The organism is Streptomyces sp. NRRL B-1347 (assembly GCF_000720325.1).
In the GTDB taxonomy this organism is placed as follows: domain Bacteria; phylum Actinomycetota; class Actinomycetes; order Streptomycetales; family Streptomycetaceae; genus Streptomyces.
In genome coordinates, this window is the sequence record NZ_JOJM01000018.1 from 74,963 (window position 1) to 101,799 (window position 26,837).

At 73.3% G+C, this 26,837-nt stretch carries 24 protein-coding genes and 2 pseudogenes; 12 read left to right on the forward strand and 14 right to left on the reverse strand.

Annotated elements, in window-relative coordinates; all coding sequences use genetic code 11:
• Positions 1–14: 14 nt before the first annotated feature.
• Positions 15–734, reverse strand: coding sequence for a response regulator (locus IG74_RS0117530; RefSeq protein ID WP_030677350.1), 720 nt, complete (start codon positions 732–734; stop codon positions 15–17).
• A gap of 207 nt (positions 735–941) precedes the next feature.
• Here IG74_RS0117530 and IG74_RS0117535 point away from each other — a divergent pair, with 207 nt between their 5' ends.
• The gene (locus IG74_RS0117535; RefSeq protein WP_030677352.1) at positions 942–1,316 is read left to right on the forward strand and encodes a VOC family protein; all 375 of its coding nucleotides are present in this window, start codon (positions 942–944) and stop codon (positions 1,314–1,316) included.
• A gap of 71 nt (positions 1,317–1,387) precedes the next feature.
• On the opposite strand, the gene IG74_RS0117540 is transcribed toward IG74_RS0117535, so the two are convergent.
• From IG74_RS0117540 to IG74_RS0117550, 3 genes are all read right to left on the reverse strand, one after another.
• The gene (locus tag IG74_RS0117540) at positions 1,388–2,479 is read right to left on the reverse strand and encodes a hypothetical protein (RefSeq protein WP_030677358.1); all 1,092 of its coding nucleotides are present in this window, start codon (positions 2,477–2,479) and stop codon (positions 1,388–1,390) included.
• Positions 2,476–2,838 (reverse strand): PadR family transcriptional regulator, encoded by a 363-nt coding sequence (locus tag IG74_RS0117545; RefSeq protein ID WP_030677361.1) that lies wholly within the window; start codon positions 2,836–2,838, stop codon positions 2,476–2,478. The genes IG74_RS0117540 and IG74_RS0117545 overlap by 4 nt, the downstream gene beginning before the upstream one ends.
• Before the next feature lie 155 nt (positions 2,839–2,993).
• On the reverse strand, positions 2,994–3,992 hold the full coding sequence (locus IG74_RS0117550; RefSeq protein ID WP_030677363.1) for an alpha/beta fold hydrolase: 999 nt from the start codon (positions 3,990–3,992) through the stop codon (positions 2,994–2,996).
• 143 nt (positions 3,993–4,135) lie between these two features.
• Between IG74_RS0117550 and IG74_RS0117555 the strand changes: the two genes are divergently transcribed.
• Positions 4,136–4,744, forward strand: a complete 609-nt coding sequence (locus IG74_RS0117555; RefSeq protein WP_030677367.1) for a helix-turn-helix domain-containing protein — start codon at positions 4,136–4,138, stop codon at positions 4,742–4,744.
• A 21-nt stretch (positions 4,745–4,765) separates the two neighbouring features.
• Here the strand turns inward: IG74_RS0117555 and IG74_RS0117560 are convergent, their stop codons facing one another.
• A complete protein-coding gene (locus IG74_RS0117560) occupies positions 4,766–5,500 on the reverse strand; it encodes a hypothetical protein (RefSeq protein ID WP_030677369.1) in 735 nt (244 codons plus the stop codon).
• Between the two features lie 209 nt (positions 5,501–5,709).
• On the opposite strand from IG74_RS0117560, the gene IG74_RS0117565 reads away from it, so the two are divergent.
• Positions 5,710–6,246 (forward strand): GNAT family N-acetyltransferase, encoded by a 537-nt coding sequence (locus IG74_RS0117565; RefSeq protein ID WP_030677370.1) that lies wholly within the window; start codon positions 5,710–5,712, stop codon positions 6,244–6,246.
• Positions 6,247–6,414: 168 nt separating this feature from the next.
• Entirely contained in the window at positions 6,415–7,476 is a 1,062-nt protein-coding gene (locus tag IG74_RS0117570) for a methyltransferase (RefSeq protein ID WP_078868842.1), read from the forward strand.
• Positions 7,477–7,483: 7 nt separating this feature from the next.
• Here IG74_RS0117570 and IG74_RS0117575 read toward each other — a convergent pair whose 3' ends face one another.
• The gene (locus IG74_RS0117575; protein WP_030677375.1) at positions 7,484–8,131 is read right to left on the reverse strand and encodes a class I SAM-dependent DNA methyltransferase; all 648 of its coding nucleotides are present in this window, start codon (positions 8,129–8,131) and stop codon (positions 7,484–7,486) included.
• A 92-nt stretch (positions 8,132–8,223) separates the two neighbouring features.
• Between IG74_RS0117575 and IG74_RS0117580 the strand changes: the two genes are divergently transcribed.
• Complete coding sequence (locus IG74_RS0117580) at positions 8,224–8,484, forward strand: hypothetical protein (protein ID WP_030677377.1); 261 nt, start codon at positions 8,224–8,226, stop codon at positions 8,482–8,484.
• Positions 8,485–8,514: 30 nt separating this feature from the next.
• Here the strand turns inward: IG74_RS0117580 and IG74_RS0117585 are convergent, their stop codons facing one another.
• Complete coding sequence (locus tag IG74_RS0117585) at positions 8,515–9,015, reverse strand: ATP-binding protein (RefSeq protein WP_051854977.1); 501 nt, start codon at positions 9,013–9,015, stop codon at positions 8,515–8,517.
• Positions 9,016–9,163: 148 nt separating this feature from the next.
• Here IG74_RS0117585 and IG74_RS45940 point away from each other — a divergent pair, with 148 nt between their 5' ends.
• Positions 9,164–11,998: a helix-turn-helix transcriptional regulator gene (locus IG74_RS45940; protein ID WP_051854978.1), complete on the forward strand. Its 2,835-nt coding sequence runs from the start codon at positions 9,164–9,166 to the stop codon at positions 11,996–11,998.
• A gap of 582 nt (positions 11,999–12,580) precedes the next feature.
• Positions 12,581–13,990, forward strand: a pseudogene (locus IG74_RS0117595) (S8 family peptidase); the annotation flags it as partial.
• A 79-nt stretch (positions 13,991–14,069) separates the two neighbouring features.
• Here the strand turns inward: IG74_RS0117595 and IG74_RS0117600 are convergent.
• A complete protein-coding gene (locus tag IG74_RS0117600) occupies positions 14,070–15,107 on the reverse strand; it encodes an aliphatic amidase (RefSeq protein ID WP_030677392.1) in 1,038 nt (345 codons plus the stop codon).
• A 260-nt stretch (positions 15,108–15,367) separates the two neighbouring features.
• Between IG74_RS0117600 and IG74_RS0117605 the strand changes: the two genes are divergently transcribed.
• Positions 15,368–17,032, forward strand: a complete 1,665-nt coding sequence (locus IG74_RS0117605; RefSeq protein WP_078868851.1) for a carboxylesterase/lipase family protein — start codon at positions 15,368–15,370, stop codon at positions 17,030–17,032.
• Positions 17,033–17,054: 22 nt separating this feature from the next.
• Here IG74_RS0117605 and IG74_RS51025 read toward each other — a convergent pair.
• Positions 17,055–17,276, reverse strand: a pseudogene (locus IG74_RS51025) (ATP-binding protein); the annotation flags it as partial.
• A 152-nt stretch (positions 17,277–17,428) separates the two neighbouring features.
• On the opposite strand from IG74_RS51025, the gene IG74_RS0117610 reads away from it, so the two are divergent.
• From IG74_RS0117610 to IG74_RS0117625, 4 genes are all read left to right on the forward strand, one after another.
• Complete coding sequence (locus IG74_RS0117610; protein WP_030677398.1) at positions 17,429–17,971, forward strand: DUF6817 domain-containing protein; 543 nt, start codon at positions 17,429–17,431, stop codon at positions 17,969–17,971.
• A gap of 111 nt (positions 17,972–18,082) precedes the next feature.
• Positions 18,083–18,874, forward strand: a complete 792-nt coding sequence (locus IG74_RS0117615; RefSeq protein WP_030677403.1) for a PTS sugar transporter subunit IIA — start codon at positions 18,083–18,085, stop codon at positions 18,872–18,874.
• Between the two features lie 45 nt (positions 18,875–18,919).
• Positions 18,920–20,482 (forward strand): PTS ascorbate transporter subunit IIC, encoded by a 1,563-nt coding sequence (locus tag IG74_RS0117620; protein ID WP_030677406.1) that lies wholly within the window; start codon positions 18,920–18,922, stop codon positions 20,480–20,482.
• Between the two features lie 298 nt (positions 20,483–20,780).
• Entirely contained in the window at positions 20,781–21,467 is a 687-nt protein-coding gene (locus IG74_RS0117625; protein WP_030677408.1) for a phosphatase PAP2 family protein, read from the forward strand.
• 27 nt (positions 21,468–21,494) lie between these two features.
• Here IG74_RS0117625 and IG74_RS0117630 read toward each other — a convergent pair whose 3' ends face one another.
• From IG74_RS0117630 to IG74_RS0117650, 5 genes are read right to left on the reverse strand one after another with little or no spacing between them, the layout of a single operon-like run.
• Positions 21,495–22,820 carry a glutamate-1-semialdehyde 2,1-aminomutase gene (locus IG74_RS0117630; protein ID WP_030677411.1) on the reverse strand — a complete coding sequence of 442 codons (1,326 nt, stop codon included), beginning with the start codon at positions 22,818–22,820 and terminating at the stop codon, positions 21,495–21,497.
• Positions 22,821–22,827: 7 nt separating this feature from the next.
• Complete coding sequence (gene rfbC, locus IG74_RS0117635; RefSeq protein ID WP_030677414.1) at positions 22,828–23,379, reverse strand: dTDP-4-dehydrorhamnose 3,5-epimerase; 552 nt, start codon at positions 23,377–23,379, stop codon at positions 22,828–22,830.
• Positions 23,376–24,587: a polysaccharide pyruvyl transferase family protein gene (locus tag IG74_RS0117640; RefSeq protein ID WP_030677419.1), complete on the reverse strand. Its 1,212-nt coding sequence runs from the start codon at positions 24,585–24,587 to the stop codon at positions 23,376–23,378. The genes rfbC and IG74_RS0117640 overlap by 4 nt, the downstream gene beginning before the upstream one ends.
• Positions 24,584–25,531, reverse strand: coding sequence for a glycosyltransferase family 2 protein (locus IG74_RS0117645; RefSeq protein ID WP_030677423.1), 948 nt, complete (start codon positions 25,529–25,531; stop codon positions 24,584–24,586). Before IG74_RS0117645 ends, IG74_RS0117640 begins: the two co-directional genes overlap by 4 nt.
• Positions 25,528–26,835 (reverse strand): membrane protein, encoded by a 1,308-nt coding sequence (locus IG74_RS0117650; protein WP_030677428.1) that lies wholly within the window; start codon positions 26,833–26,835, stop codon positions 25,528–25,530. Before IG74_RS0117650 ends, IG74_RS0117645 begins: the two co-directional genes overlap by 4 nt.
• Positions 26,836–26,837 lie beyond the last annotated feature (2 nt).

Below are 26,837 nucleotides of genomic sequence, written 5' to 3' on the forward strand. Positions count from 1 at the left end.
GCTGAACTCCTCGGCTACCGCCGGGCGTCCTGCTCCCGCAGCCGCTCGGCGATCACCGCCGCCTGGACGCGGCGGCCGACGCCGAGCTTCGTCAGGATGGCCGAGACCCGGTTCTTGATGGTCTTCTCCGCGAGGAAGAGCCGGTCGGCGATCTGCCGGTTCGTCAACCCCTCACCGATGAGCGCCAGGATCTCCGCCTCGCGCGGCGACAGCCGCTCCAACTCCGGCGAGAGGGCGGGCGCGGGCTCCGGCCGCGGGTCGCGCAGGCGCGCCATCACCCGGGCGGTCGCGCGCTGGTCCAGCATCGACGCGCCGCCCGCCACCGTGCGCACGGCGTTCACGAGGGCCGAGCCGTCGATCCGCTTGAGCACGTATCCGGCGGCTCCCGCCATGATCGCGTCGAACAGCGCCTCGTCGTCGTCGAACGACGTCAGCATCAGACAGGCGAGGTCCGGCATGCGGGCCCGCAGCTCCCGGCACACCTCCACCCCGGCGTGGTCACCGCTGCCGCCCTCGCCGAGCCGCACGTCGAGCACCGCGACGTCCGGCCGGAGGGCGGGTACGCGGATGAGCGCCTCACGGGCGTCCGAGGCCTCCCCGGCCACCACGATGTCCGGCTCGGCGTCCAGCAGGTCGCGTATGCCCCGCCGGACCACTTCGTGGTCGTCGAGGATGAAGACCCGCAGCGGCGACGCGGGCGCGGGAACGGATTCGGTGTGCGTACGTGCTTCCACGGATGACCAGCGTACGGGCCGGGCCGTGGGCGTCTGCGGCCCGCCCCCGGGAGCCGGTCACCGGCAGCCCGGCGCGGGGAGTTGGGCTCGCTTTCGGGTGAAGCGGACGGCGATCCGGCCTACGGCCACGCATTCCGGCCGCGGTGGCGGGTACGACCGATCCCGTACGGTGTCGCGGAAGTGACCGAAGAGCAAGGGGTGTCGCAAGTGATTCGAAGGCTGCAGGCGGTCGCGCTGGACTGCGCGGATCCGGTACGGCTCGCGGAGTTCTACGCGGAGCTGCTCGGCGGCAGGGTGGTCGCGGACCCGGAGGACTCCGACTGGGTCGAGGTGCACGGGTTCGAGGGGACGCCCCTGGCCTGTCAGCGGGTTGACGGCTACCGGCCGCCCGAGTGGCCGGGGCAGGAGCGCCCGCAACAGCTCCACCTGGACTTCGACGTGGACGACCTCGACGTGGAGGAGGAGCGGGCCCTCAGCCTCGGCGCCGCCGTGCTCGAGCGCACGGACGAGCTCCGGGCGGAGGCCAATTGGCGGGTCTACGCGGACCCGGCCGGGCATCCGTTCTGCCTGTGCCAGCACTGAGTCCACCGCATCGAGCCGGCCGTGGCCCCGGGACGGGCCACGGCCGGCCGTACGTGGACACGGGGGAGGGGCTACTCGGCGCCGTCGGGTTCAGCGGCGTCCGGTCGGCGGCTGGCGCGCCATTCGCTGACCGCCGTCCAGGCCAGGCTGCCGACCGCACCGGTGTAGAGCGCGAGCCAGAAGTCGAGGGACGCCCCGGAGTCCGCCACCCGGTCCACGAACAGCATGGTGACCAGGCCGAGCAGCAGCAGCGTCCCGTACATCTTGCGGCGGGCCGCGCGCTGCTCGCGGCGCGGTCCTTCGGCCAGCCGCAGGGCGTAGATCTCGACGTCGCCGAAGACGTCGTCGGCGTGTTCGCCCGACGGTACGGCGGCGAGGTGCTGCCGGGCCTCGCGCACGTGCCCGCGCGCCTCGGCCGTCGTCATGCCGTGCCGCCCGCGCAGCAGTCCGCCGAGCAGGGCGAGCCACGCCGCGTCGTCGCGGCCCGCCGGCGGGCGCGCCGCGAACCAGCGGTCGACGACGCGCTCCGGCACGGCGAAGGTTCCCACGGTCCATGCCGCGCACCCCGCGAGGAGGACCGGCACGGGCACGCTGAACAACTGCCCCTCGGGCACGATGACGCCGACCCCGCCCCCGGCGGCGATGACGGCGGGCACACCCGCGGCGAAGGCGTACGCGCCCTTGAACCGCCCGGCGGAGCGCGCGACCACGGCCACGGCGGCCAGGGCGACGGCGAGGACGATGGTGGTGACGGCCACGACGGCTGGCCAGCTCACGTCCACCCACAGCCCGTCGCGCACCCAGGAGATGGCGCACAGCACGACGCCGACCACACCGAGCGTGCCGAGCGCGGCGGCAAGGCGCTCCCCGGGGGTGAGCCCGTGCGTGTCGGTCCGCGCCCGGTACTCCTCGCTGACCCGCTCGTCGGCGACGGAGCGCGCGTACGCCTCCGGCGCGCCGAACAGGTCCTGGGCGGTCCGCCCCTCCTCGCGCACCAGCTCGTGCACCTCGGCGAGGACGGCGTCGGCGAGCCCGGCGGGCGCGTTGTGGTCGAGGACGAGACGCACCTCGACCGTCGCCGCCCAGTCCGCGTCCTCCCCGCGGTCCCAACGGAGCCTGTCCTTCCGCGTCTTGTTCCGCGGCTCGTTCTGTGACGTGGTCACGGCTGCTCCTCGTCCCCCGCGCCGTCGGTGAGCGTGGCGACCGTGGCGGTGAAGGCGTGCCACGCGGCCCGCTCCCGCCGCAGCCGCTGCCGCCCGGCCTCGGTGATCCGGTAGTACTTGCGCCCCGGCCCGCCTTCTCCCGCGCCCCACTCGATCTCGACGGCGCCCTCCTCTTCGAGGCGGCTCAGGGCGGGGTAGAGGGCGGCGGGCTTCACGCCGGTGAGTCCCGCGTCGGCGAGGCGGCTGAGCAGGGCGTACCCGTAGCTCTTGGCCTCGCTGTCGAGGACCCCGAGGAGGCAGAGCGGCAGGGCCGCCCGGGTCCAGGCCGCCGTCCCGTGGGCCGCCGCGTGTGCTGCCACCGAGGTCGCTCCTCTGCTTCACCGACTATTACGGAATCCAGAATAGTCGGACGGAGAAGTACGAGATCACGCACCCCCTGGTGGCGGGTTGCCGGTTCTGTACCGTCGCCGGGACGTGGCCCGGGACGCGGGCCGGGACAGCTGTGCGGGCGCGGTCAGGGCCGCCCCGGGCCGGACACCGCCGCGAGCCAGGTGATCAGGAGGCGGTTGACGTCGTCGGGGCGCTCCTGCTGGAGCCAGTGGCCGCAGCCGTCCAGGAGGTGGGAGGAGACCAGCGCGGGAAGCGTGTCCGGGTAGGCGGCGATGGCGTCGGCCATCCAGGTCGTGGAGGCGTCCAGGGCGCCACCGATGAACAGGGACGGCTGGGTGAGGGGAGAGCCGTTGAACTCGGCGAGGTCCTCCCAGTCGAAGTCCATGTTCCGGTAGCGGTTGAGCGCGCCGGTCATCCCGGTGCGCTCGAACTCCCCGGCGTACACGTCGAGATCGGCTTCGGTCAGCCAGGCGGGCAGCCGGTCCGTGGGGAACCGGTCGCGCAGCGTCGCGCCGCTGCTGACGAAGTGCGGGTCGGGCTCCCCGCGCGCGGGCATGGTGTCGGCGGACAGCGCCGCGTAGAAGCCCGCGAGCCAGCCCCGGACATCGGGTTCGATCTCGGCCTCGGCCCTCCCGGGCTCCTGGAAGTACGAGACGTAGAACTCCTGGTCGCCGCCCATCCGCGCGAAGACGTCGCTGGGGCGCGGGCCGCCGGGCGGGGCGTAGGGAACGCTCAGCAGCCCCACCGCGCGAAAGACCTCCGGGTGGAGCAGCGCGGAGGCCGCCGCGATGTTCGCGCCCCAGTCGTGCCCGACGACCACCGCGGTCTCCTCGCCCAGGGCGTGCACCACGGCGAGGTTGTCCTCCACGAGGGCGCGCATCCGGTACTCCCGCGGAGCCGATGGCCTGGAGGACCGGCCGTAGCCGCGTACGTCGAGTGCGACCGCCCGGTGTCCCGCCGCCGCGAGTGCCGGGAGCTGATGGCGCCAGGAGTACCAGGACTCGGGGAAGCCGTGGACGAGCAGGACCAGTGGTCCGGTCCCCTGCTCGACCAGGTGCAGTCTTCCGGCGGGTGCGTCGACGACGCGGTGGCGCAGGTCTTCGGACGGAGTGGGCGGGTGCATGACGTCTCCTCGGGTTCCCAGGTGGCCGCAGGTACGCCTGAAGCATGCGTCGCGGCGGCCGGGAGACGTGAACGCCCTTGACAGTTTGGCAAACTGGCAGGTCAAAGGGGGCACAGAAACCGGCTTGAGGAGGGCACGGCGAGATGACGGACGACGACGTCGCCGAGGTGCTGGCCGCGATGGGGCCGCGGCTGCAGGCCGTGCGGGAGCGGCGCGGGGAGACGCTCACCGACGTGAGCCGCGCGACCGGCATCTCCCTCAGCACGCTGTCGCGCGTCGAGAACGGCCGCCGCAAGCCGAACCTGGAACTGCTGTTGCGCCTGGCGAAGGCGTACGACGTCTCCCTGGACGAGCTGACCGGCACCGCGCCCGCCACGGCGCGGGAGCCGCGGAGGCCGCCGCGGCGTGCGCAGGGCGACAAGGCCGTACTGCCGCTGACCCGGTACGTCGGGGGCCTGCACGCCCACAAGCACGTCCTGCCCGCGACCGGCGAACAGCCGGCACGGCCGCGCCAGACGTCGCACGAAGGCCGTGCGTGGCTGTGCGTGCTGTCCGGACGGCTGTGGCTCGCGCTCGGCGACCACGACCTCGTCCTCACCGCCGGAGAGGTCGCCGAGTTCGACAGCCGCACCCCTCACGGGGTAGCCAACGCCGGACCCGGCGGACCGGTCGAGTACCTCATCATGTTCGGGCCGCAGGGCGAACGCCTGCGGCCGAGCGTCCACCCCGCAGGCGACCAGGCGCGAGCCTGAGACCCGCGGCTCGGCCGGGGCCTAACCCTCCCGCAGCCGGACCGCCGCGCGCCCGGACGCCGGGTCACGTTCAAGGATCACGTAGCGACTGAGGACGGCGAGGGCGACGATGCAGCCGCCCATCTCCAAACCCTCCTCCACGAGCGTGCCCAGCATGAGCACGACGCTGTAGCCGTTCTCCAGTGCCCAGCCGTTGAACGCCTCGGTCACCAGCGCCCCGCCCAGATACACCCCCAGCGCGGCGAGGACGCCGTTGCGCAGATCGCGCGGGAGCTTGCGCGCCCAAAGGACGGCGCACACGGTGCCCGCCGCCGCGAGCAGCGCGCCGGGCAGCACCCAGGCGTGCGTGGGCAGCGCACCCCCGGCCCAGTCCTTCCAGGACCGGCCGACCTCGCCGAGGCGCTCGTGCAGCGACACCGTCTCGTCGATGCTGAGCAGCGCGGTCGCGGCGGCGAGACCGAGCCAGGACAGCCGCCCGGGGCGCGTGTCGCGCCCGCTGAGCAGCGCGGCGGTCAGCGCCACGCCCGCCACGGCCAGCAGCAGCGTGCTGTTCCACCACGTGGCCAGATTGGCCTCGACGTCGACGTTCACCAACCTGCGGATGGTCGGTATGGAGTCGTAGTGGTTGTAGGCACGCGTACCGAGGTCGGCGGCGAGTAAGAGCGCGGTGGCGCCCGCGGCGCACCACAGGACACGGCGGGCAGGCGGTCTCACGAGCTCACCGACGCGCTGGTCGTGGGTTTGAGTATCGGTCATGCATACGGAGGCTAGCGGCTTGATCAGCGGACGAAGTGCCCGGGGCGCCCGGCATGGTGTGCTTCCGGACAGATCCTTTACGGCTCTCTTACGGCCGGGCGCACGCGATGAACTCGGCCTGGGCGGCGGGGGCGTAGGCCCTGGGCGGCAGTGGTGGACGAGGCCTAATTGGTTTGCCGCCGTCCCTTCCGGTCGGATAGGAAGCCCGCATGCTTAGGGGTAGCAAGGTCGGGCTCAGGGCCCGGCACGAGGACGACATTCCGGTCCTGCAGGCCGAGCTCTACGACGACGTGGTCAACCAAGCGCGGTCCGACACCCGGCCGTGGCGGCCGATCACGCCCGGCTCGCAGGACGGGCAGTTCGTGGTGGACGACAAGGAGCAGCGGCACGCCTCGTTCTCCGTGGTGGAGTCGGGCGGCGGCACGCTGATCGGCGACGCGGTGCTGTGGAACATCGACAACCACAACCGGTCCGCGCACATCGGCCTCGAACTGCTGCCGTCCGCCCGCGGCAAGGGCTACGGCACCGACGTGGTCGCCGTGCTGTGCCACTACGGCTTCGTCGTGCGCGGCCTGCAGCGGCTGCAGATCGAGACGCTGTCGGACAACGCCGCGATGCTGCGCTCCGCCGAGCGCAACGGCTTCGTCCGCGAGGGCGTGCTGCGCTCCTCGGCCTGGGTGATGGGCGAGTTCATCGACGAGGTGCTGCTCGGACTCCTCGCCCGGGACTGGAAGCCGAAGAGCTAGGCGGCCGGTGCGGCACGCCGCTGAGGTGCCCACGCCGCTGCCCCGTGGACCGTGGCGACGCACAGTATGCGCCATTGGTGACCCGGCCAGGCGATACCGGGGTTGAAGGAGCGGGCGCTGGGGCACGGCTGTGCTGGACCGGGCACGGGAGCGGAAGGAGCCGGGGCGATGGGTGACACGGGCACGGCCGGTGAGCGGGCGGCGGACGGCGCGCACGGCGGAGACGGGGGAGGCGCCGCGCTCGTCGAGGCGGCGCTCGGCTTCGTGTTCCCCGCCGCGCTCAGGGCGGCCGCTCTCGTGCGCGTGGCGGACCATCTGGCCGAGGGGCCGCGCGCACCCGCCGAGTTGGCCGCCGCCACCGCGACGGATCCGGCGGCCCTGACCCGGGTGCTCCGGCTGCTCGCCACGCGAGGTCTGTTCGGCGAGGACGCACAGGGGCGGTTCCGCCTTGAGGCGGCGGGGCAGGCGCTGCGGTCCGATGCCCCAGGGTCCGTGCGGGACGCGATCCTCATGATCACCGACCGTACGTTCTGGCTCCCGGCGGGGCGGATGGACCACTGTCTGAACACCGGCGGATCCGTCTTCGAGGACATCTTCAACCAGCCGTTCTTCGACCACTTCGCCCAGGACGCCGAGACCGCCGCCGTCTTCCACGACGGCATGGCCGCCATGTCCGGCGTGGAGAACGGACCGATCGCCCGCGCCTACGACTTCCCGAAGACCGGCACCGTCGTGGACGTCGGAGGCGGCCAGGGCGGGTTCCTCGCAGCCGTCCTGCAAGCGGGCCCCGGTCTCAACGGCGTGCTGTACGACCGGGCCCACGTCCTGGCCGGGCACCGCCTCGCCGACGAGGCGGCGCTCGCCGGGCGGTGGTCCACCGCGGAGGGCGACTTCTTCACCGACGTGCCCAAGGGCGACGTCCTCGTCCTCAAGCGCATCCTGCACGACTGGCAGGACGAGCAGTGCGTCGGCCTGCTGCGCGCCTGCCGCCGCGCGCTCGCTCCGGGCGGGCGGATCCTCGTGGTGGACGCGGTCGTCGCACCTGACAACCGCCCTCACCAGGCCAAGGACCTGGACCTTCTGATGATGGCCTCGTTGGTGGGCCGCGAGCGCACGCACGAGGACTTCCGCGCCCTGCTGGCGGCGGCGGGCCTGCGCCTGACCCGCGTCGTTCCCACCCCTACCGTCCTGAGCGTCGTCGAGGCCCAGGCCCTGGACGACGCGGCCTGACCGGGGTCTACGCCTTGCGGGCGAGCAACTGGACTTCTTGGAACTGCCGCTGGTCGGTGGGGGCCGGCTCGATCACCGTACGGGCCGCCTCGACGAGGCCGTGCTCGCGCAGGAGCGCGGCGAAGCGGTCGGGGGACCAGCGGTAGGCCGTGGTCACCGCGTGGTCGTAGGCCTGCGTCTCGTGGTGGGGGCCGTCGGTGGCGGGGAAGTCGATCAACAGGTGCCCGCCGGGAGCAAGGACCCGGGCCATCTCGGCCAGGACGGCGGGCACGTCCTGCGGCGGGGTGTGGATGACCGACCACCGCGAGAGCACCCCGCCGAGCGCGCCGTCCTCGATGTCCAGCGCGGCCATCGAACCGACCTCGAACCGAAGCCCGGGGTGCGCCTCCCGCGCGAGCTCGACCATCACCGGCGACGCGTCGACACCGAAGGCGTTCAGGCCCAGCCCCTCCAAATGAGCCGTGACGTACCCCGGCCCGCAGCCGAGGTCGGCGACCTGGCCGTCACCGTGCGCCCGCACCAACTCCGCGAAGGCGCTCAGGAGGGCGCGCTCCAGAGGACGCTCACGCAGAGAGTCCTGGAACAGCTCGGCGTAGGTGGTCGCGACGGCGTCGTAGGACTCACGAGTGGTCTGCAAGGTCTGTGGTTCGGTCATCCGGAGACCGTAGCGGGTGAGGGACGCACGCGTGCTCACGGCCCCTCCGGGCCAGCTGACCGCCCGCGGGGCGGGGCCGTTACGGTTGGCCCATGCACGTACGAGGAGTGGACCCGCGAGACACCACCTGGGAGCACGACGACGCCACCTACCGGGTGTACTTCTGGGACAGGTCGGCGCAGGCGTCGGACGAGTACGAGGTGACAGATGCCGACGTCGAGGACGTCCTGACCTGGGCCCGCACCAAGGCTGAGGAGACGGGCTCGGCCTACACCCTGTACGTGAGCGTCACCGACCAGGGCAAGCCCGGCCTGATCCGCCTGAGCGGAGCCCAGGGCGACCCCTTCGCTTGACACCCTCACCCGCCACGAGGCGGGCCCGCTTCAGCGCAGGGCGAGCTCGGCCAGGACGGTCGTGCCGGTGCGTGAAGGGCGGATCGTGGTGTGGTCCGCGTACGCCTCCACGAGGGCGAGGCCGCGGCCGGACTCGGCGCGCAGCAGGTCCGCCGTGCCCTCGTCCGCGGCGGCGGCGCGGCGGCGCGTCACGCGGCGGTGCCAGCAGCCGGTGTCGTGGACCTCGACGCGCAGGACGCCGGGCAGCAGCCGCAGGCGCAGAGTGACACGAGGGCTGCCGCTGTGCAGTATGACGTTTGTGACCAGCTCAGTGACGACGAGCGCCAGCGCCTCGCGGGTGGCGGCATCGAGGTGCCAGGCGCGTGCGGACGTCGTCGCCAAGCGGCGCATCGCCGGAGCCGCGGCAGCGGTGGCCGCGAGCGTGGTGAGCGACTCGCGGTGCGCGGCGGCCGGACCAGGGGGCGCCGGAGGGGCGGCCGGGATCGCACCGGTGCCCGTTCGGGACTTGCGCTCGTACTGGGCGGTGATCATGCGGTCCTCCCGCTGCCGTGCCCGCGGCGTCACAGCACGGGCGCTTAGCACGCTGTCAACCGCAGTGGGCGAAAAGCAATCAGTGCCGGGCGAAATACGGATACGCAAAGAAGGCCGGAAGGCCTGGTAGACGGCGTTCAGGAGCAGAGTGGTCACGCAGGGTGAAGAATTCTGGATAGGCCGGATACGGCGGTCACTGACCGAGAAGGACGCCGGCCCCGTACTGGTCCTGGTCGCCGGAGCCGCGGGCACCGGCAAGAGTCGGCTGCTGCGACGCCTGGCCGGGCTGCCGGAGGCCCACGGAGTGGTGACGTCCTGGCGCTGCGACCGCGGGCAGCTTCCGGACGTCGTCGCCGATGCCCCCGCGCTGTTGCTGGTGGACGACGTCCACGCGGCGGACGAGGAGGCCCTGGCCCGGGTACGGGACGTCCTGGAGCACCCGGACGCACGGATGGCCGTCGTCGTCACCTACCGCCCCGAAGAGCTGGCCCAGCCCGGCCTGCCGTTCGGCGCGGAACCGCTGCGCTACCCCGACGACCTGGTGGTCCTGCGCCACCGCGTGCGGCCCTGGGACGCCGGTCAGGTCGCCGAGGCGGCGAGCGAGGCACTGGGGGAGGGGTGCGCCCCACAGGCGGTGGCACGGCTGCACGAGCTGTCCGGCGGAGTGGCGCAGGTGGTGGTCGACCTGCTGGCCGTCCTGCGGGACAGCGCGGGGCAGCGCTGTACCGCCGCCGACGTCGACGCCGCGGGGGTGCCCGTGCGGCTGGCCGAGCTGACGCTGCACCGCACGCACGCCCTTCCCGGGCCCGCACGGCGCGTGGTGTGGGCGGCGGCCGTGCTGGGCGAACCGGCGTCAGGGGCGGATCTGCTGACCGTGGCCGGGCTGGCGGCGCGCACGACGGCGGCACCGGAAGACACCCATGCCGGGCACCAGGCCCGCGAGGGTCACCAGGGCCACGACAGTCACCAGGGCCGCGGTGGTCACCACGGCCATGACAGGCATCACGGCCACGCAAGGCATCACGGCCACGACGGCGAAGGCGCCCTCACCGCCGCCCTGGAGCGAGCCGCCCTGCTGGAGGACGCCGAGCACCGCTACGCCCTGCCGGTCCCGCTGGCGGCCGCCGCCGTGCTGGAAACGATCCCCGGCCCCGTCCGCCAAGAACTGCACGGCCGCGCGGCCGCACTGCTCCAGCGCAGGCACCCCGTGCCGTGGGCGGCCCTGGCCCGCCACCGCCGGGCGGGCGGCGAGATGCGCGCCTGGCTGCGGGCCGTGGAACGCGCGGCCCAGCAGTTCGCGGCCGAGGGCCGCCACCAAGAGGCCATCGCGCTCCTTGAGGACACGCTCGCCTCGCCCCTGGTGGCCAAGGCCGCGCGAGCCCGCCTCGCCCCGGTCCTTGCCGCCAGCGCCGTCGTCGCGCTGCGCTCCGACCAGACGGTCGAGGTGCTCACGCAGATCGTGCAGGACGAGGACCTGCCGCAGGCCGTACGCGGCGAGATGCGCCTGGACCTGGGGCTGCTGCTGTGCAACCAGGTCGGCAGGAGCACGCACGGCTGGGCGGAGCTGGAACGGTCCGCCGCGGAACTGCGCGAGGAGCGACCGGAACTGGCGGCCCGGGCGATGTCGGCCCTGGCCATGCCGTACTGGCCGGGCAACTCCCTGGACGTCCACCTGGCCTGGATGCGGGACGCCGAGCAGGCCAGCGCGGCGAGCGGCGACGAGGTCGTGAGGACCGCCGTGGCCGCGAACCGGGCGGGCCTGGCCCTCAGTTACGGCAACCCCGAGGGCTGGCAGCTGCTGGAGGCCCTCCCCTTCGACAGCCCCGACCCGCGCTGCCGCCGCCACGTGGCGCGCGGCCTGTGCAACGCCGCGGACTCCTCGGTGTGGCTGGGCTACTACGACCGTACGCGCGAACTGCTCGACCAGGGCCTCGAACTGTCCGCGCGCAGCGGTGCCCCCTACACCGAGCGGACCGCGATGGGCACCCGGCTGCTCCTGGAGTGGGCCACCGGGCAGTGGGAGGGACTCAGCGAACGCTGCGAGGAGTTCGTCCGTGAAACCGCCGACATGCCCGTCATCTCGGCCGACGCCCGCACCGTGCTGGGGCTGCTCCACCTCGCCAGGGGAGGCTGGGGCCCGGCCGGATCCTGGCTGTCGGGCACCGAAGCGCCCTTGGCCGAACACGCCGCCGCACCCCTGGGCGCGACCCTGGCCGGGGCGCTCATCCGCCTTGCCCTGGCACGGGAGGACCTGGCAGGAGCCGCCGCGCAGGCCCGTACCGCCTGGAACGCCGTCCTCACCAAAGGCGTGTTCGTATGGGCCGCGGAGCTGGCGCCCTGGGCGGTGGAGGCGCTGGCGCGCGACGGTGACGCCGCGGGCGCGCGCGAGGTCGTGGACACCTTCGCCCGCGGTCTGACCGGCCTCGCGTCCCCCGCCGCCGAAGCGGCCCTGCTGTGGACCCGCGCCGGGCTGGCCGAGGCGACCGACGAACCTGCCCTGGCCGTACCCCTCTACCAGCAGGCCGCGACCGCCTTCGCCGCCCTGCCCCGGCCCTACGCCCGCGCCCTGACGGCCGAGGGCGCCGGACGCTGCGCCCTGAAGGCGGCGGACGACGACACGCCCGACGGCGACGACAGCGCGGCCCGCGAAGGGGGCCGGGAGCAGGCCCTCGCCGAACTCGCCTTCGCCGCGGAGCAGTTCAGCGACCTCGGCGCGGCCTGGGACGCCGCCCGCGTCCGCGCGCTCTCCCGCGCCCACCAGCCCGAGAAGGAACGACGCAGGCCCGGCAGGCCCTCCTACCGCGACCAGCTCTCCCCGCGCGAGCGCGAAGTCGCCGAACTGGCGGGCAACGGACTGACCAACCGCGAGATCGCCACCACGTTGCACCTGTCGCCCCGCACGGTCGAACAGCACGTGGCCCGGGCCATGCGCAAACTGGGCACGGCGACCCGCCAGGAGTTGGGCGTGGCCGACCGGCCGTAGCGAAGCCGACCGGCACCCGTACGCATTTTCGTATCGCTCCAACACCGCCCGGCCCAGGTCACGTTGGTGGAACCGACACCCGTGCCACGACCAAAAGCCCAGGTCAGGACTAGACCAACACGGCTCACGGCCCTGGTTAATTGCGTATCCGTAGGTTGGCCCTTCCGGATAGGCGCGCTGTCCGCTCGGTCATAAGTTCCCTGCCAACCGGTTGGTCGAACGTTCATCTGTTGCAGGTCGTACGAGTCCTGCGTGACGGATGGACGTGCACTTGCCGGCATCACGCAACGGCTCCTCCGCAGGGATCCACACCAGGCGCCCCGTCCGACCGACGGGCGGGGTGAAGGCTGTCCTGCGGTTCCCGTGCAGGGCACGCCTGCCGATGACCCGGCAGACGGACCTGCGCCGCCCGCGCGCCGACGCGTCCGCGCCGCCCCCACATCCCCACACGCACCCAACGGCCGGACGCGCAGCACATCGAGCAATTTGTCATGCACGGCACGAACCGCTGGTCCGGCATGCCCGGACCAGCCCGTGAAAGGCCACACCTTGCGCGGTTCCAGACGCACACGCATATCCCTGCTGGCCGCGGCCACCGCCGCCGCCCTCCTCGGTACCGGAGTCAGCACCGTCCTCGCAGCCCCGGGCCCGGACGCCGCCGCCACCCCCGGCGCGTCCGTGGCGAAGGCGGTCCCCACCGAGCGCATCATCGTCGGCTACACCGCACGCGCCGACGAAGCCACCTCCAACACCGAGGCCCGCGACGACGCCCGCGCCAAGGGCGAGGACGTCGGCGAGAGCCTCGACTTCAAGCGGCGCCTGGGCACCGGCGCCGCCCTGGTCGACCTCGGCGACAAGCTCGGCACCAAGGACGTCAAGGACGTCATGGCCGCCTACGCCGCCGACCCCGACGTCGCCTACGTCGTCCCCGACACCCGCATGTACGCCGCGGCCGACCCCAACGACACGTACTACCCCCGGCAGTGGGACCTCTTCGAGGACCGCGCGGGCATGAACGTCCCCGGCGCCTGGGACAAGGGCGCGACCGGCGCGGGCGTCAACGTCTCGGTCATCGACACCGGGTACGTCAGCCACTCCGACCTGGCCGCCAACGTGGTCTCCGGGTACGACTTCATCTCCGACGCCTGGATGGCCCAGGACGGCGGCGGCCGGGACAGCAACCCCGCGGACCCCGGCGACTGGATGAACCGCGGCGAGTGCGGCACCGACGCAGGCGGCCAGCCCATCCCTTCCCGCGACACCAACAACTCCTGGCACGGCACCCACGTGGCCGGCACCATCGCCGCCTCCGGCAACAACGGCAAGGGCGTCACGGGCATCGCCCACCAGGCCAAGATCCAGCCCGTCCGGGTCCTGGGCAAGTGCGGCGGCACCACGGCGGACATCATCGACGCCATCACCTGGTCCTCCGGCGGCTCCGTGCAGGGCGTCGCGGGCAACCCGTACCCCGCCGACGTCATCAACATGAGCCTGGGCGGTGGCGGCGCCTGCGACGCCGGTACCCAGAGCGCGATCAACGCCGCCGTCAACCGCGGCACCACCGTCGTCGTCGCGGCCGGCAACTCCAACGCCAACGCCGCGAACTTCAACCCGGCCAGCTGCAAGAACGTCATCGCCGTCGCGGCCGCCGACCGCCAGGGCAACCGGGCCGTCTACTCCAACTACGGCAGCGTCGTGGACATCACCGCCCCCGGCGGCGAGACGTCCCCGAACACCGCCGACGGCATCCTGTCCACGCTGAACTCCGGCACCCGCGGCGTCGGCAGCGAGAACTACGTCGCCTACCAGGGCACCAGCATGGCCGCACCCCACATCGCCGGTCTCGCCGCCCTGATGTACCAGACGAGCCCCGGCATCACCCCGGCCCAGATCGAGTCGACCATCAAGAGCAACGCCCGCCCCCTGCCCGGCACCTGCTCCGGCGGCTGCGGCGCGGGCCTGGCGGACGCGACGACGACGCTGTCCGCGCTCGGCGCACGCTGAACCCACCGGGGCCTGGTGCCGCAACGGCGCCAGGCCCCGGCACGCGTACGCGTACAAGCGACAGGACTCACTCCGCCCGCGGACGCGGTACGGGCAACGAGCCGACGGGGCAGTCCGCGACACCCGCCGTGTCCCGGGTGATGGCCTCGGCCTTCTCCGCGGCCTTGGCCGGGTCCGTCACCCAGAGCCGGTAGAAGTCGAAGGGGCACTCCGCCACACCCCGTTCGCCCTCACCGGCGGCGTGCACCCCCGAGTAGCCGCGGTGCAGGAGTTTGAACAGGTGGTTCTGCGACTGGTCACGGGCGCGCGCGTCACGGATGGCGGACACCGACAGCTGGGCGTACTGGATGCCGTACTCCTCCTCACCGGTCTCGCCCAGCGTCCGCCCGTCGAAGCCGATCAGCGAGGAGTGCCCGAAGAAGGAGTAGACGCCGTCGAAGCCCGTGGCGTTGGCGACCGCGACGTAGCAGTTGTTCGCCCAGGCCATCGCCTTGGCCATGAGCACCTGCTGCTCCTTGGCCGGGTACATGTAGCCCTGGCAGCGCACGATCAGCTCGGCGCCCTTCATCGCGCAGTCGCGCCAGATCTCGGGGTAGTTCCCGTCGTCGCAGACGATCAGCGAGACCTTCATGCCCTTGGGGCCCTCGGTCACCCGCGTGGTGTCACCCGGGTACCAGCCCTCGACCGGACACCACGGGAAGATCTTCCGGTACGCCTGCGCGATCTGACCCCGGTCGTCGATGAGCACCAGGGTGTTGTACGGCGGCTTGTGCGGATGGTCCTCGTGGCGCTCGCCGGTCAGCGAGAAGACTCCCCAGACCCCCGCCTCGCGGCAGGCGGCGGCGAAGACGTTGGTTTCCTCGCCCGGCACGAGGGACGCGGTGTCGAGCATCTCGTCCGGGTCGTACATGATGCCGTGGGTGGAGTACTCGGGGAACACGATGAGGTCCATCCCCGGCAGTCCGACCTTGACGCCCTTCACCATCTCGGCGATCCTCCGGGCGTTCTCAAGCACCTCGGCCCTGGTGTGCAGCCGGGGCATCTTGTAGTTCACCACTGCGACCCCGACAGTGTCCGGGCCGGAGGCGATGTCGCCATGGCGCATCGTTCGCTCCTTCCGTTGCGTTGCCGTACGAGGGTTTCCTCGCCCAGACAAGCGCCCGGCCCGGCGGCGTGACAAGCGTTCCGACAGCGAACGGCGAACCGGCGAACCGCGACCACGGGCGCGCGGCCCGCGGCCGGTGCCGGTGAACGGGTGAAACTCGCCCCGTACGGGGGCCCGAACAGATGACCACGAGCGGTCCGGGGTACGTACTCGGGCGCTCGGGTCCGCCCATGGGCCCCCGGCCGCCGAAGGACGTCATCATGCCGGAACCCCGCCCCTCACGACGACGGGGCGGCGCGCTGTGCGCGCTGGTCCTCGCGTTGTCCGCCCTCCTGACCACCACCGCGACCGTCGCCGTACCGGCGGCGCGCGCCGACGCGCCCGGCCGTCCGGCGGCGCGCGGCCCGGCTGACGACAGACCGGTCGTCACCACCGACCACGGGCCGGTACGGGGCCGGTCCCACGGCGCGTACGACACCTTCGAGGGGATCCCCTTCGCCGCGCCGCCCACCGGACCGCTGCGCTGGCGCGACCCGCAGCCCGCACGGCCCTGGCAGGAGGTGCGCGACGCGGGCGCGCCCGGCCCGCAGTGCCTGCAGTTCTCGATGCTCGGGTCCGGCCCTGCGACCGGCTCGGAGGACTGCCTCACGCTGAACGTGACCGCCCCGTCCGCCCCGGCGCAGGGCCGGGGACGGCCGGTCATGGTGTGGGTGCACGGCGGCGCCTTCATGTTCGGCGCGGGCGCCCCGTACCGGGCCGAGCGCCTGGCCGTGCGGGGCGACGCCGTGGTCGTGACGCTCAACTACCGGCTCGGCGTCCTCGGCTTCTTCGGCCACCCGGAGCTGCGCGGCGCGACGAACTTCGGCCTCGCCGACCAGCGGGCGGCACTGCGCTGGGTGCGGGCGAACGCGGCCCGCTTCGGCGGCGACCCGGGCCGCGTGACGCTGTTCGGCGAGTCCGCGGGGGCGCTCAGCACCTGCGCGCACCTCACCTCGCCGCGGTCCGCGGGGCTCTTCCAGCGGGCGGCGCTGCAGAGCGGGTCCTGCATGACCGCGTTCCCGCGCGGCGCCGTCGTCCCCGCGCAACCCCGCTACGAGCCCTTCGTGCCGCGGAGCCGTACGGAGACGGCGGGCACGGCCGCGGCCGCCGCGCTCGGCTGCGTACGGCCGGGCGCCGCGCTCGACTGTCTGCGCGGCCTCGGCACCGACAAGGTGGTGACGCCCGCGCTGATGCAGACGTTCTCCCTCGTCTCCTACGGCGGCGGCGGACTGCCGCAGCGCCCCGACCGGGCCCTGGAGAAGGGCCTCTTCCACCGCGTCCCGGTGGTGCAGGGGACCACAAGGGACGAGATGCGGCTCTTCATCGCCCTGGCCCAGTCGACGGCCCCGATCCCCGACGCGCGCGCCTACCGGGCCCGCCTCGCCCTCTCCTTCGGCACGGCGGCGTCGGCCGTCGAGGCGCGCTACCCGCTGACGTCCTACCCCTCACCGAGCCTCGCCTGGGCCACCCTGATCACCGACGCCTCGTTCACCTGCACCTCGCTGCGGGCGGACCGCGCCCTGGCCCCGCGCGTCCCCACGTACGCCTACCTGTTCAGCGACCCGAACGCGCCGCGCCTGCCGGGCCTGCCCGCGGTGGAGGGCTTCCCCTACGGGGCGGCGCACGGCTTCGAGCTGCCGTACCTCTTCCCGACGGTCACGGTGCCCGAGTTCACCCCGGAGCAGCACGCCCTGGCCGACGACATGGCCGCCTACTGGACCCGCTTCGCGGCCACCGGCGACCCGAACTCCCCGACCACCCCCCACTGGCCCCGCTTCGGCACCGGCCCGACCGTGCAGTCCCTGGCACCAGGGCCGGGCGGCATCCGCCCGGTGGACGCGGCCACCGCACACCACTGCGCGTTCTGGGACCGCCTGGCGGACTGAGAACGCGCGGCATCCGTGCGCACTACGACTCGACGGGCGCGGACTCCTTCCGCGCACCTGCCGCCGGACCCGCACGGTGCCCGGGAAGGGTGAGGAGGAAGTGGGCGCCGTGCTGGCTGTCGGCGATGGCCAGTTCACCGTGGTGGAGCGCGGCGACGTGATGGGCGATGGCCAGTCCCAGGCCCGCTCCGCCGGTGTGGTGGCTGCGTGCTTCGTCAAGCCGCGTGAAGTACCCGAAGACGCGGGCCCGGTCCCCGGATCGTTGCGCCTCTCGCCCCGGGCCCGTTCAGTCCGGCGTCTTCGCGCGGGGCCGGTCCGGACGAGGACTCCCTACGGGTGCGTCGGCGGGTGTATCAACGGGTGTCTGACACCTCGGCCCGGAAAGGACACGCCCTCGTGCCTGTTTCGCCTTCCGCCGCGGACCGGGCGCTCGAACTGCTCCACGAGCGCCATGCCGACGACATCCCCCACCCCGGCGGCACTCTCCTCGCCCATCTGCGGCGCGTGCAGGCACGGCTCGCGTCGTGGAACGCCCGCCCGGCCCTCCAACTCGCCGGTCTGTGCCACGCGTTCTACGGCACGGACGGATTCCCCACGGCCCTGCTGCCCCTGGAGCGTCGTGAGGAGGTGGCAGCGCTGATCGGCACCGAGGCCGAGGCCGTCGTGTACCTCTACGCTTCGTGCGACCGGAAGGCCACCTACCCGCTCCTCCATCGGGCCGACGCCCCCTTCCAGGACCGCTTCACCGGCCGCGCTTCCCACCCGGGGCCGCAGCTGCGCCGGGACTTCGCCGAGCTGTCGGCCGCCAACGAACTCGACCTCGCCCATGTGGACGCCGAGTTCCGCGACGCGTACGGCCGTGAGCTGTTCGCCCTGTTCTCCCGGCTCAAGGACTCGCTGAGCGCCGAAGCATGGAGCGAGTGCCGCGTGCTCCTCTAGCCGGGGCGGGTGCCCGGCTGCCGTCGCGACAGCATCCTGCGCTTCCTGGGATCTCGTCCGTTCGGCCCGGGCCCTCGGCCCAGCCCCGAGGCCTGTGGAACGATCAGCTCCATGGTGTCCCTGAGTGAACTGCTGCCTGGAGAGGCGATCCGGCTCGGCGCCGCGGCCGAGGACTGGCGCGGGGCGGTCCGCGCCGCGGGCGATCTGCTGGTGGCGACCGGCAGCAGCACGGACGCGTACACCGCCGAGATGATCCGGAGCGTCGAGGACAACGGCCCGTACATCGTGCTCGCCCCCGGCTTCGCCTTCGCGCACGCACGGCCCTCACCCGCGGTCCTGCGGACGGGCATGTCCTGGGTGCGGCTCGCCCGGCCGGTGGAGTTCGGGCACGAGACGAACGACCCGGTGGACCTGGTCGTCGCGCTTGCCGCGCGGGACGCCTCGCAGCACACCGAGGCGATGGCCTCGCTGGCCCGGCTGCTCGCCGACCCGGAGACCGAGCGGGCCCTGCGGGACGCGCCCACGCCCCAGGCCCTGCGGGCGCTGCTGGCGGGGCAGGAGCCGCCGGGGCCGGCGGCGGGCGAGGCGGCGGGCGGCGCCGCGACCGGCGGCCGGACCGTGCACAAGATCCTCACCGTCTGCGGCAACGGCCTGGGCACCAGCCTGTTCCTGAAGAACACCCTGGAGCAGGTCCTCGATCGCTGGGGATGGAGCCGGTACGTGACCGTGGAGGCGACCGACACCATCTCCGCCAAGGGCAAGGCGGCCGAGGCCGTCGCGATCCTCACCTCCCGCGAGATCGCCAGGACCCTCGGCGACGTCGGCGTCCCCGTGAAGGTCGTGGACGACTTCACCTCCACCGTGGAGGCCGACCGGGTGCTGCGGGACACGTACGACGTATGAGCGCGGCACCGCACGCGACAGTGAAGAAGTGAGAGGCAGAGCGTCGTGGACTGGCTGGTATCGGTAGCGAAGTTCCTGGTCGATGAAATCCTCAGTCAGCCCGCGTACTTGATCGGGCTCATCACGGCCGTGGGTCTGATCGCGCTGCGCAAGTCGGCGGGGCAGGTGCTCGGCGGCGCGATCAAGGCGACGCTCGGATTCCTGCTGATCGGCGCGGGCGCCGGGCTCGTGGTGGCCGCCCTCGCGCCGCTCGGCGAGATGATCCAGGGCTCGACGGGCGCACACGGTGTGATCCCGACGAACGAGGCCATCGTCGGCATCGCCCAGGCCGAGTACGGCTCACGGGTGGCCTGGCTGATGATCCTCGGCTTCGCGGTCAGCCTCGCCCTCGCCCGCTTCACACCGCTGCGCTACGTCTTCCTGACGGGCCACCACATGCTGTTCATGGCGACGCTCCTGACGATGGTCCTTGCCACCGCCGGACAGAAGTCGTGGGTCGTGGTCGTCGTCGGCGGGGTCCTGCTCGGCATCCTGCTGGTGGCGATGCCTGCCTTCGCGCACCCGTGGACCAAGCGCGTCACCGGCAACAACACGGTCGCGATCGGCCACTTCGGCACCGCGGGATACGTCGTCGCCGGTGCGGCGGGGCAGGTCGTCGGCCGGCGCAGCCGTTCCACGGAGGACATGAAGCTGCCCGAGGGCCTGCGCTTCCTGCGGGACTCGATGGTCGCCACGGCCCTGTCGATGGTGCTCATCTACGTGATCATGTCGCTGGTGTTCCTCGCGAAGGTGGGCAAGGAGGCCGCGTTCAAGGCGTTCGCCGTCGACGGCGGTCCCGCGGCCCCCGACGTCGGCGCGTACGTCATGCAGTCGATCATGCAAGGCCTGCAGTTCGGCATCGCCGTCGCCGTGATCCTCTTCGGCGTCCGGACCATCCTCGGCGAACTCGTGCCCGCCTTCCAGGGCATCGCGAACAGGCTGGTGCCGGGCGCGGTGCCCTCCCTGGACGCGCCGATCGTCTTCCCGTACGCGCAGAACGCCGTCCTGGTCGGCTTCATCTCCAGCTTCGTCGGAGGTCTGCTCAGCCTCGGCCTGCTCGCCTGGATCCTCGAACCGGCCTTCGGGCTCGCCCTCGTCCTGCCCGGTCTGGTGCCGCACTTCTTCACCGGTGGTGCGGCGGGTGTGTACGGCAACGCCACCGGCGGGCGGCGCGGCGCGGTGGTCGGCGCCTTCCTCAACGGCGTCCTCATCACCTTCCTGCCCGCGCTGCTGCTTGAGGTCCTCGGCGCGTTCGGCAAGGAGAACACGACGTTCGGCGACGCGGACTTCGGCTGGTTCGGCTCGCTCATCGGCAACGCGGCCAAGGCCGGGACGGTGGGTGGCGTGGTCCTGATGCTGCTCCTCGGCGCGGTGGTCCTGGCCGGGGCCATCGTCGTGCAGAAGCGGGTTGTGGAGACGGGCTGGGACCCGGGCGCGCGCCGCGACGCGCTCCTGCCGCGCGAGGAGCGACCGGCCTCCGCCACGCCCGCGGCCCCGACCGCCGCGTACGGGAAGATCGCGCCGCCGCCGGGGGCACCGACGCCGCCCGCGCCGCCCGCCGCGGACTGACGCTGCCGCGCCAGGGCGGGGGTGAGCCGTGCCCGGGGCGGCACAGGTCACAGCCTCGAATTTCCCGATGTTGCCCGCACACGGGCTGCCTTTTCCGGAACATGGAGCTGGCTTCAGCGAGTGGTGCCGTCGACGAGGACCGGGGGAGAAGGGCTGCCATCGGCGTCGCGTACACCGGCTAGAGCAGTCGTGGCGTCGGGCGGAGGGCGAGACCGGAGATGAGATGGCGTTGGACGGGGCGAACGTCCCCACGTCGACCACGGCGGGCCACCGCGGGCCGACCGGACGCGGTGGGCGTGTGACCGGCCGGTCGGCACCCCCGGTGCTGCCCCCGGCCCTGCGCGCGTGCCTCGGGCTCGTCGCGCTCCTCGCCACGCTGGTGGTCGTCGTCATCGGCGTCCTGTACGCCGGTCACAGTCAGCCCGGCGAGGTGGACGCGTGGATCGTGGCGCCGACGGCGGACAGCGTGCGGCCGCCGTGGCGGAACGTCGCGCTGGTCACGGACTTCTGGGGGGAGCCCGCCGGAGCGGCGATGCTGGTCCTGGCCGCCGTGACGGGCTGTCTACTCCTGCGAAGGCCCCGCGCGGCCGTGCTCGTCGTGGCCGGCGCCGGTCTGACGGTGGGGACGACCACGCTGGTCAAGTCCCTGGTGGGACGCACCATCCACGGCCCCGACAACCTGTCCTACCCGAGCGGGCACACCGCCTTCGCCACCGCGCTCGCCCTCGCGGTGGCGCTGCTCGCGACCGGCCTGCTCGGCCTCGGCAGGACGGCAGGGACGGCACTCGTACTGGGTGCGGCGCTGGTGGCAGGGGCCGCCATGGGGTGGGCGCAGGTCGCCCTGAGCGCCCACTACCCGACCGACGTCCTCGGCGGCTGGTGCACCGCGCTCGCGATGGTGCCGACGACCGCGTGGCTGATCGACCGGACGGCCGACCGGCACGCCCGCCGGACGGCCGACGCGGGTCAGCGGGAAGCCCACTGACACCACGTCACGCCATGTCGCCCCATGTCACGCCAAGCGGCGGAACACGGGCTTCACCGGCCGCCCGGCCAGCCACGGGGTGGGGTCACCGGCGTCCAGGGCCTTCCGGTACACGGCACACGCCTGGGCCACCACGTCGACGGTGCGATCGATGTCCGCGTCGTCGAGCGCGCCGCTCACCACGAACGACGGGGCGAGGACCCCACCCGCGAGGAGCCGGCGCAGGAACAGGGTGCGGTACGGCTGTGACGGCTGCCGCCTCTCGTCGAGGGTGGCGAAGACCAGGTTGCTGGCCCGGCCCCGGACGACGAGGTGGTCACCGACGCCCATGCTGGCCGCGGCGTCACGGACCCCGGCGGCCAACCGCTCCCCGAGGGCGTGCAGCCGCGCGGTGACGCCCTCCTCGACGTAGGTGGCCTGCACGGCCATCGCGGCCGCCAGGGAGTGCGTTTCCGCACCGTGCGTGGTCGACAGCAGGAACACCCGGTCGTGGGAGTGGCGAAGCCCGCCCCGCTCCATGAGGTCGCGGCGCCCGGCGAGGGCGGAGACGGCGAACCCGTTGCCCAGCGCCTTGCCGAACGTGGAGAGGTCGGGGACGACGCCGTACAGCCCCTGCGCACCCGCCTCGGACCAGCGGAAGCCGGTGATCATCTCGTCGAAGACGAGGACGCAGCCGTGCCGGTCGGCCAGCGCGCGCAGCCCCGCGAGATAGCCGGGAGGCGGCTCGGTGTGGGTGGCGGGTTCGAGGATCAGACAGGCGACCTCGCCCTGGTACCGGGTGAGCAGCTCCTCCGTGGCGGCCAGGTCCCCATAGGGGAACGTCACGGTCAGGCCGGTGGTCGCCGCCGGGATGCCGGTGGACATCGGTGTGGTGCCGATGAACCAGTCGTCGACGGAGAAGAACGGCTGGTCCCCGCAGATCGCCACCCGCGCGCGCCCGGTGACGGCACGGGCGAGGCGCACCGCGGCGGTGGTGGCGTCGGAGCCGTTCTTCGCGAACTTCACCATCTCCGCGGTCGGCACCGTGGCCAGGAAGCGCTCGGCGGCCTCGACCTCCACGATGGAAGGCCGCACGAAGTTGCTGCCTCGGTCGATCTCCCGCCGCACCGCCTCGGTCACGCGGGGGTGGGCGTGGCCGAGGCTGACCGACCGAAGGCCCGACCCGTACTCGATGTAGCGGTTGCCGTCGACGTCCCACACGTGGGCACCGCTGCCGTGGCTGATGACCGGGGCCAAACCGTCGGGGTACTGGTCGTCGCCCTTGGCGTAGGTGTGCGCGCCCCCGGGGACCAGGGCGTGCAGCCGCTCGTTCGCCGTACGCGACCGGGGCAGGAGGAACTCTTCGGTGTCCACGTGCACTTCACCCTTCTTCTTGCTTCAGGACCTCGGCGAGGCTCGGCGCCTCCCGGTCCCGCTGGGACATCGACGTGGGCGGCAGCGGCCACGGAATGGCGAGCTCCGGGTCGTCGAAGGCGATCGTCACGTCCTCGGCCGGATCGTGCGGGCGGTCGATCCGGTACGAGGTGTCGGCGGTCTCGGTCAGCGCCTGGAAGCCGTGCGCGCAGCCCGCCGGGACGTACAGGGTCGCCTGTGTCTCGCCGGACAGCCGGAAGGTGGCCACGTTCCGGTAGGTCGGTGAGCCGGGCCGCAGGTCCACGACGACGTCGAAGATCTTCCCGTACGAGCACCGCACCAGCTTGGCCTCGCCGGCGCCGGAGCGCAGGTGCAGCCCGCGCAGCACGCCCCGGACCGAGCGGGACACGCTGTCCTGGATGAAGGCGTCCGGGTCGAGGCCCACCGAGCGGGCCACGTCGGCGTCGAAGGTGCGGCAGAAGAAGCCGCGCTCGTCGGCGTACGGCGTCGGCTCGAACAGGTACGCCCCGGTGATCGCCGGGACTTCGGTCGCTTTCATGAGGTCTCCCGCAGGGCGTGGGCGTGGTCGGCCGTCGGGAACAGGGCCGTGGTCAAGTCGGTGAACTGCTGCTCCAGTTGCCGGGCGGCGACCAGGTTCCGCTCGGACAGGGTCCGCCGCAGCTCCGCCGACCGGCCTTCGAGGGCCCGGAACTGGTCGAGCAACCGGTCGGCGTCGACGTCGCGGGCCGGGTGGCAGTACGCGCCGAGGCCCATCCGGGCCATGAGGGCGTCGCTCTTCGCCGCGTAGCTGAGGGCCAGCGTCGGCGTGCCGACCTTCAGCGCGCAGATCAGGTTGTGGTAGCGGGTCGCCACCACCGTGTCGGCGGCCGCCGTCTCCTTCATCAGGTCGGCGAGCGAGGCCGTCTCGGCGGCGGTCACCAGCGGCGAGTCCACCGCCTCAAGGATCGCGTCGACCACCGGCGCGTCGCACGCGTCGCCGGTGAGCAGCCGGACCCGCCTGCCGTCCCGCACCAGCGCGCGGACGAACCGGGTCGTCCCTTCGAGGTAGCGCCGATGGATCTCCTCGGCCCGGGCGCGGTCGTCGTCGCCGCCGTGGAAGTCCATGACACCCACGCAGACCAGGCCCGGCGTCGTACGCGACGGCGGCGTCGGCAGGGCGAAGGCGAGGTCCGGGTAGACCTCGTCGCGCACGGTGTCCACGCCCATCTCCCGCATCGCGACGCGGGACGGGACGTCCCGGTACGACCGGTACGCGGCGAGGCGTGCCGACCAGCGGACCAGGGCCCGGGTCGGGCGGTTGCCGATCGGGGCGGCGCCGACGCCGACCAGCGCGATGCGCGTACCGAAAAGGCGGCCGCTCGCGCAGAGCAGGAACAGCGAGTACGGGAAGCCCCAGGGCCGCAGTGGCAGCGTGGCCTCCAGGACGCCCATGCCCGGCACGATCACCACGTCGTGCCGGCGCACCCAGGCGGCGGTGCGGAAGACGTCGACGAACTTGCCGAGCCCCTTCGCCACGACCGCGCCCGCACGCGACGCGGTCCGGTACTCCCCGCGGTTCCAGTGCAGCCGCGTCGCGGGGATCCGGTACCGGGCCGCGACGACCTCGGGGCCGCCGCAGAGCGCGTCCACGGCCGCCCCCGGGTGCTCGGCGCGCAGATATCCGAGCACGGCTTCGAGCGACCCGTCGTTGCCGAGGTTGCCGGAGCCGAGCAGGCCGAACACCCCGACCCGCGCCGGACGCGTCATGCCCGCCGCCCCTCACGTCCGGCCACCAGGTCGTCGACGGAGACGGTGAGCCGGGCCGGGTCGACCGGGGCGCGGTCCTCGACCCGCTCGCCCGCGCCCGGCCTGGCCCGGCTGGTCGCCCACGCGGCCAGGTGGCGGTAGCACGCCCGCCGGTCGGCGGAGGACAGCGGCGCCCGCCGGACCGCCGCGACGAAGCCCCACACGTACTCGGCGAGGAGCCGGGGCGTCGGGTGCAGCAGACCGGCCCGGCGCGGGTCCAGGTTGACGCACCGCGACCGCTTGGACGGGTTGGCCCGCTCGGCGCGGGTGGGGTGGTCGCGGCGGAAGTACAAGAGCTCCGGCACCTGGTGGAAGGGCCCGTGCAGACCGATCTCGGTGACGAACGTGCGGTCCGCGTGGTGGTAGCTGTCGTGCGGCTTCACCCGGCGCAGCACGTCGGCCCGCATCACCCCGTAGAAGTCGTCGCCGCCGGGCTCGAACAGCATGCTGCGGAAGCGCACCGGCGCGCGCGGCGAGTCGGTGGCGAGCGTGTACTCGTACGGGACCTTCACCTGGCCGTGCTCGTCGATGACCGCCTGGTCGGCGTGCGCGAGGATCACCTCAGGACGCTCGTCGAGCGCCTCCACGCAGCGCCGCAGCAGGTCCCGGGCGTACAGGTCGTCGTGCGACGCCCACTTGAACAGCTCGCCGCGGCACTGGGTGAACACGTAGTTGTGGTTCGGCGCCGCGCCGATGTTCCGGGGCAGCCGGAGGTACCGGATGCGCGGGTCCTTCTCGGCGTACCGGCGGCAGATGTCCTGGGTCCCGTCGGTCGAGGCGTTGTCGGAGATGACCAGCTCGAAGTCCTCGTAGGTCTGGCCGAGCAGGGCGTCGAGCGCCTCGGCGAGGTACTCCTCGCCGTTGTACACGGGCAGGCCGATGCTGAGCCGGGGTTGGGCGGTCATGACGTCCTCACTTCGGGGATGGAATTGCGGTGGTGCTCGTGCAGGGCGGACCGCAGCTGGAGCCACCACACGGCCGAGCCGCAGGCGGTCGCGGCGGCGACGCCCCAGGCCGAGCCGACCGTGCCGCCCACGGCCGCCCCGCCGAGCCCGCCGCCGACGTAGCAGGCGGAGGCGAACAGCTGGCAGCGCAGGCTGCGCCGGGCCGCGGCGAGCGCGCGCAGACCGGCCGCCGCACCGCTGCCGAGCCCGGCGCCCGCGACGCCGAGCGCGGCCGGCACGATGAGCTCGGATGCGGCCTGCCAGACGTTGCCGAGCACGAGCTCACCGGCCCGGTCCGGCACGAGGAGCAGCGCCGCGCCCCAGAGCAGCGCGGCGACGGCCTGCCCGCCGCCGAGCAGGAGGCAGAACACGCGCAGCCGGTGCGGGGCCTGCCGCAGCACCCGCGCCGCCTCCGCGACGGTGACCAGCGAAAGCCCCATGAGCACGGCAAGGAACGGGCCGAGCAGGAGCTCGGCGCCCCGGACCACGCCCACCGCGCTGACGCCGACGATCGCGCCGAGCCCGTACGCCCGCAGCTGGCTCGCGCCGCTGACGCCGACGTTCTCGACCAGGTACCGGTAGCCGAGGTCACGCTGCTCCCGGATCCACGCGCGCGCCCCGGTGAGCCGGGGGCGGATGCCGGACTGGAGGCAGCCGTACCCGGCGGCCACCGCGGCCGCCGCGCCCCAGGCGAGCACGAAGGCGCCCACGCTGCCCACGCGGGCCGCGACGACCATGGCGGGGACGAGCGCGACGCACCCCAGGACGTCGTTGACGAACGCCTTGCGCCCGGTGCCCGCGGCGAAGAACGCGAACCGCCAGGCGTCCTGGAGGAGCAGCCCCGGCAGCACGACGCCGAGGCACGCGAACGCGGACCCCACGCGGCCGCCGAGACTGAGCCCGACCACCAGGCACACCGCGCCGACGGCGAAGCCGACGCCGAGCGCGGTACCCGACGACCGGCCCGCCGCGGCGCGCCAGGACGCGGTCGGCACGCCGCTGAAGCGCACCACCAGCGGATCGGTGGCGAGGCCGCGGGAGACGCTGAGCACCACGCCGTAGGTCACCCAGGCCAGGCTGAACACGCCGAACGCGGTGAGCCCGAGCGAGCGTGCCACATAGATGCCCACCGCGAAGTTGTTCATGCTGCAGACCGCCTGGTCGGCGAGGCCCCAGGAGAGCCGGCCCGCCATGGCCCGCCTGGCGGTGCGCCCGGCGGGTCCGCCCGGGTCCGCGGACGTCGTCTTCTCCCTCTCGGCGGCCATCA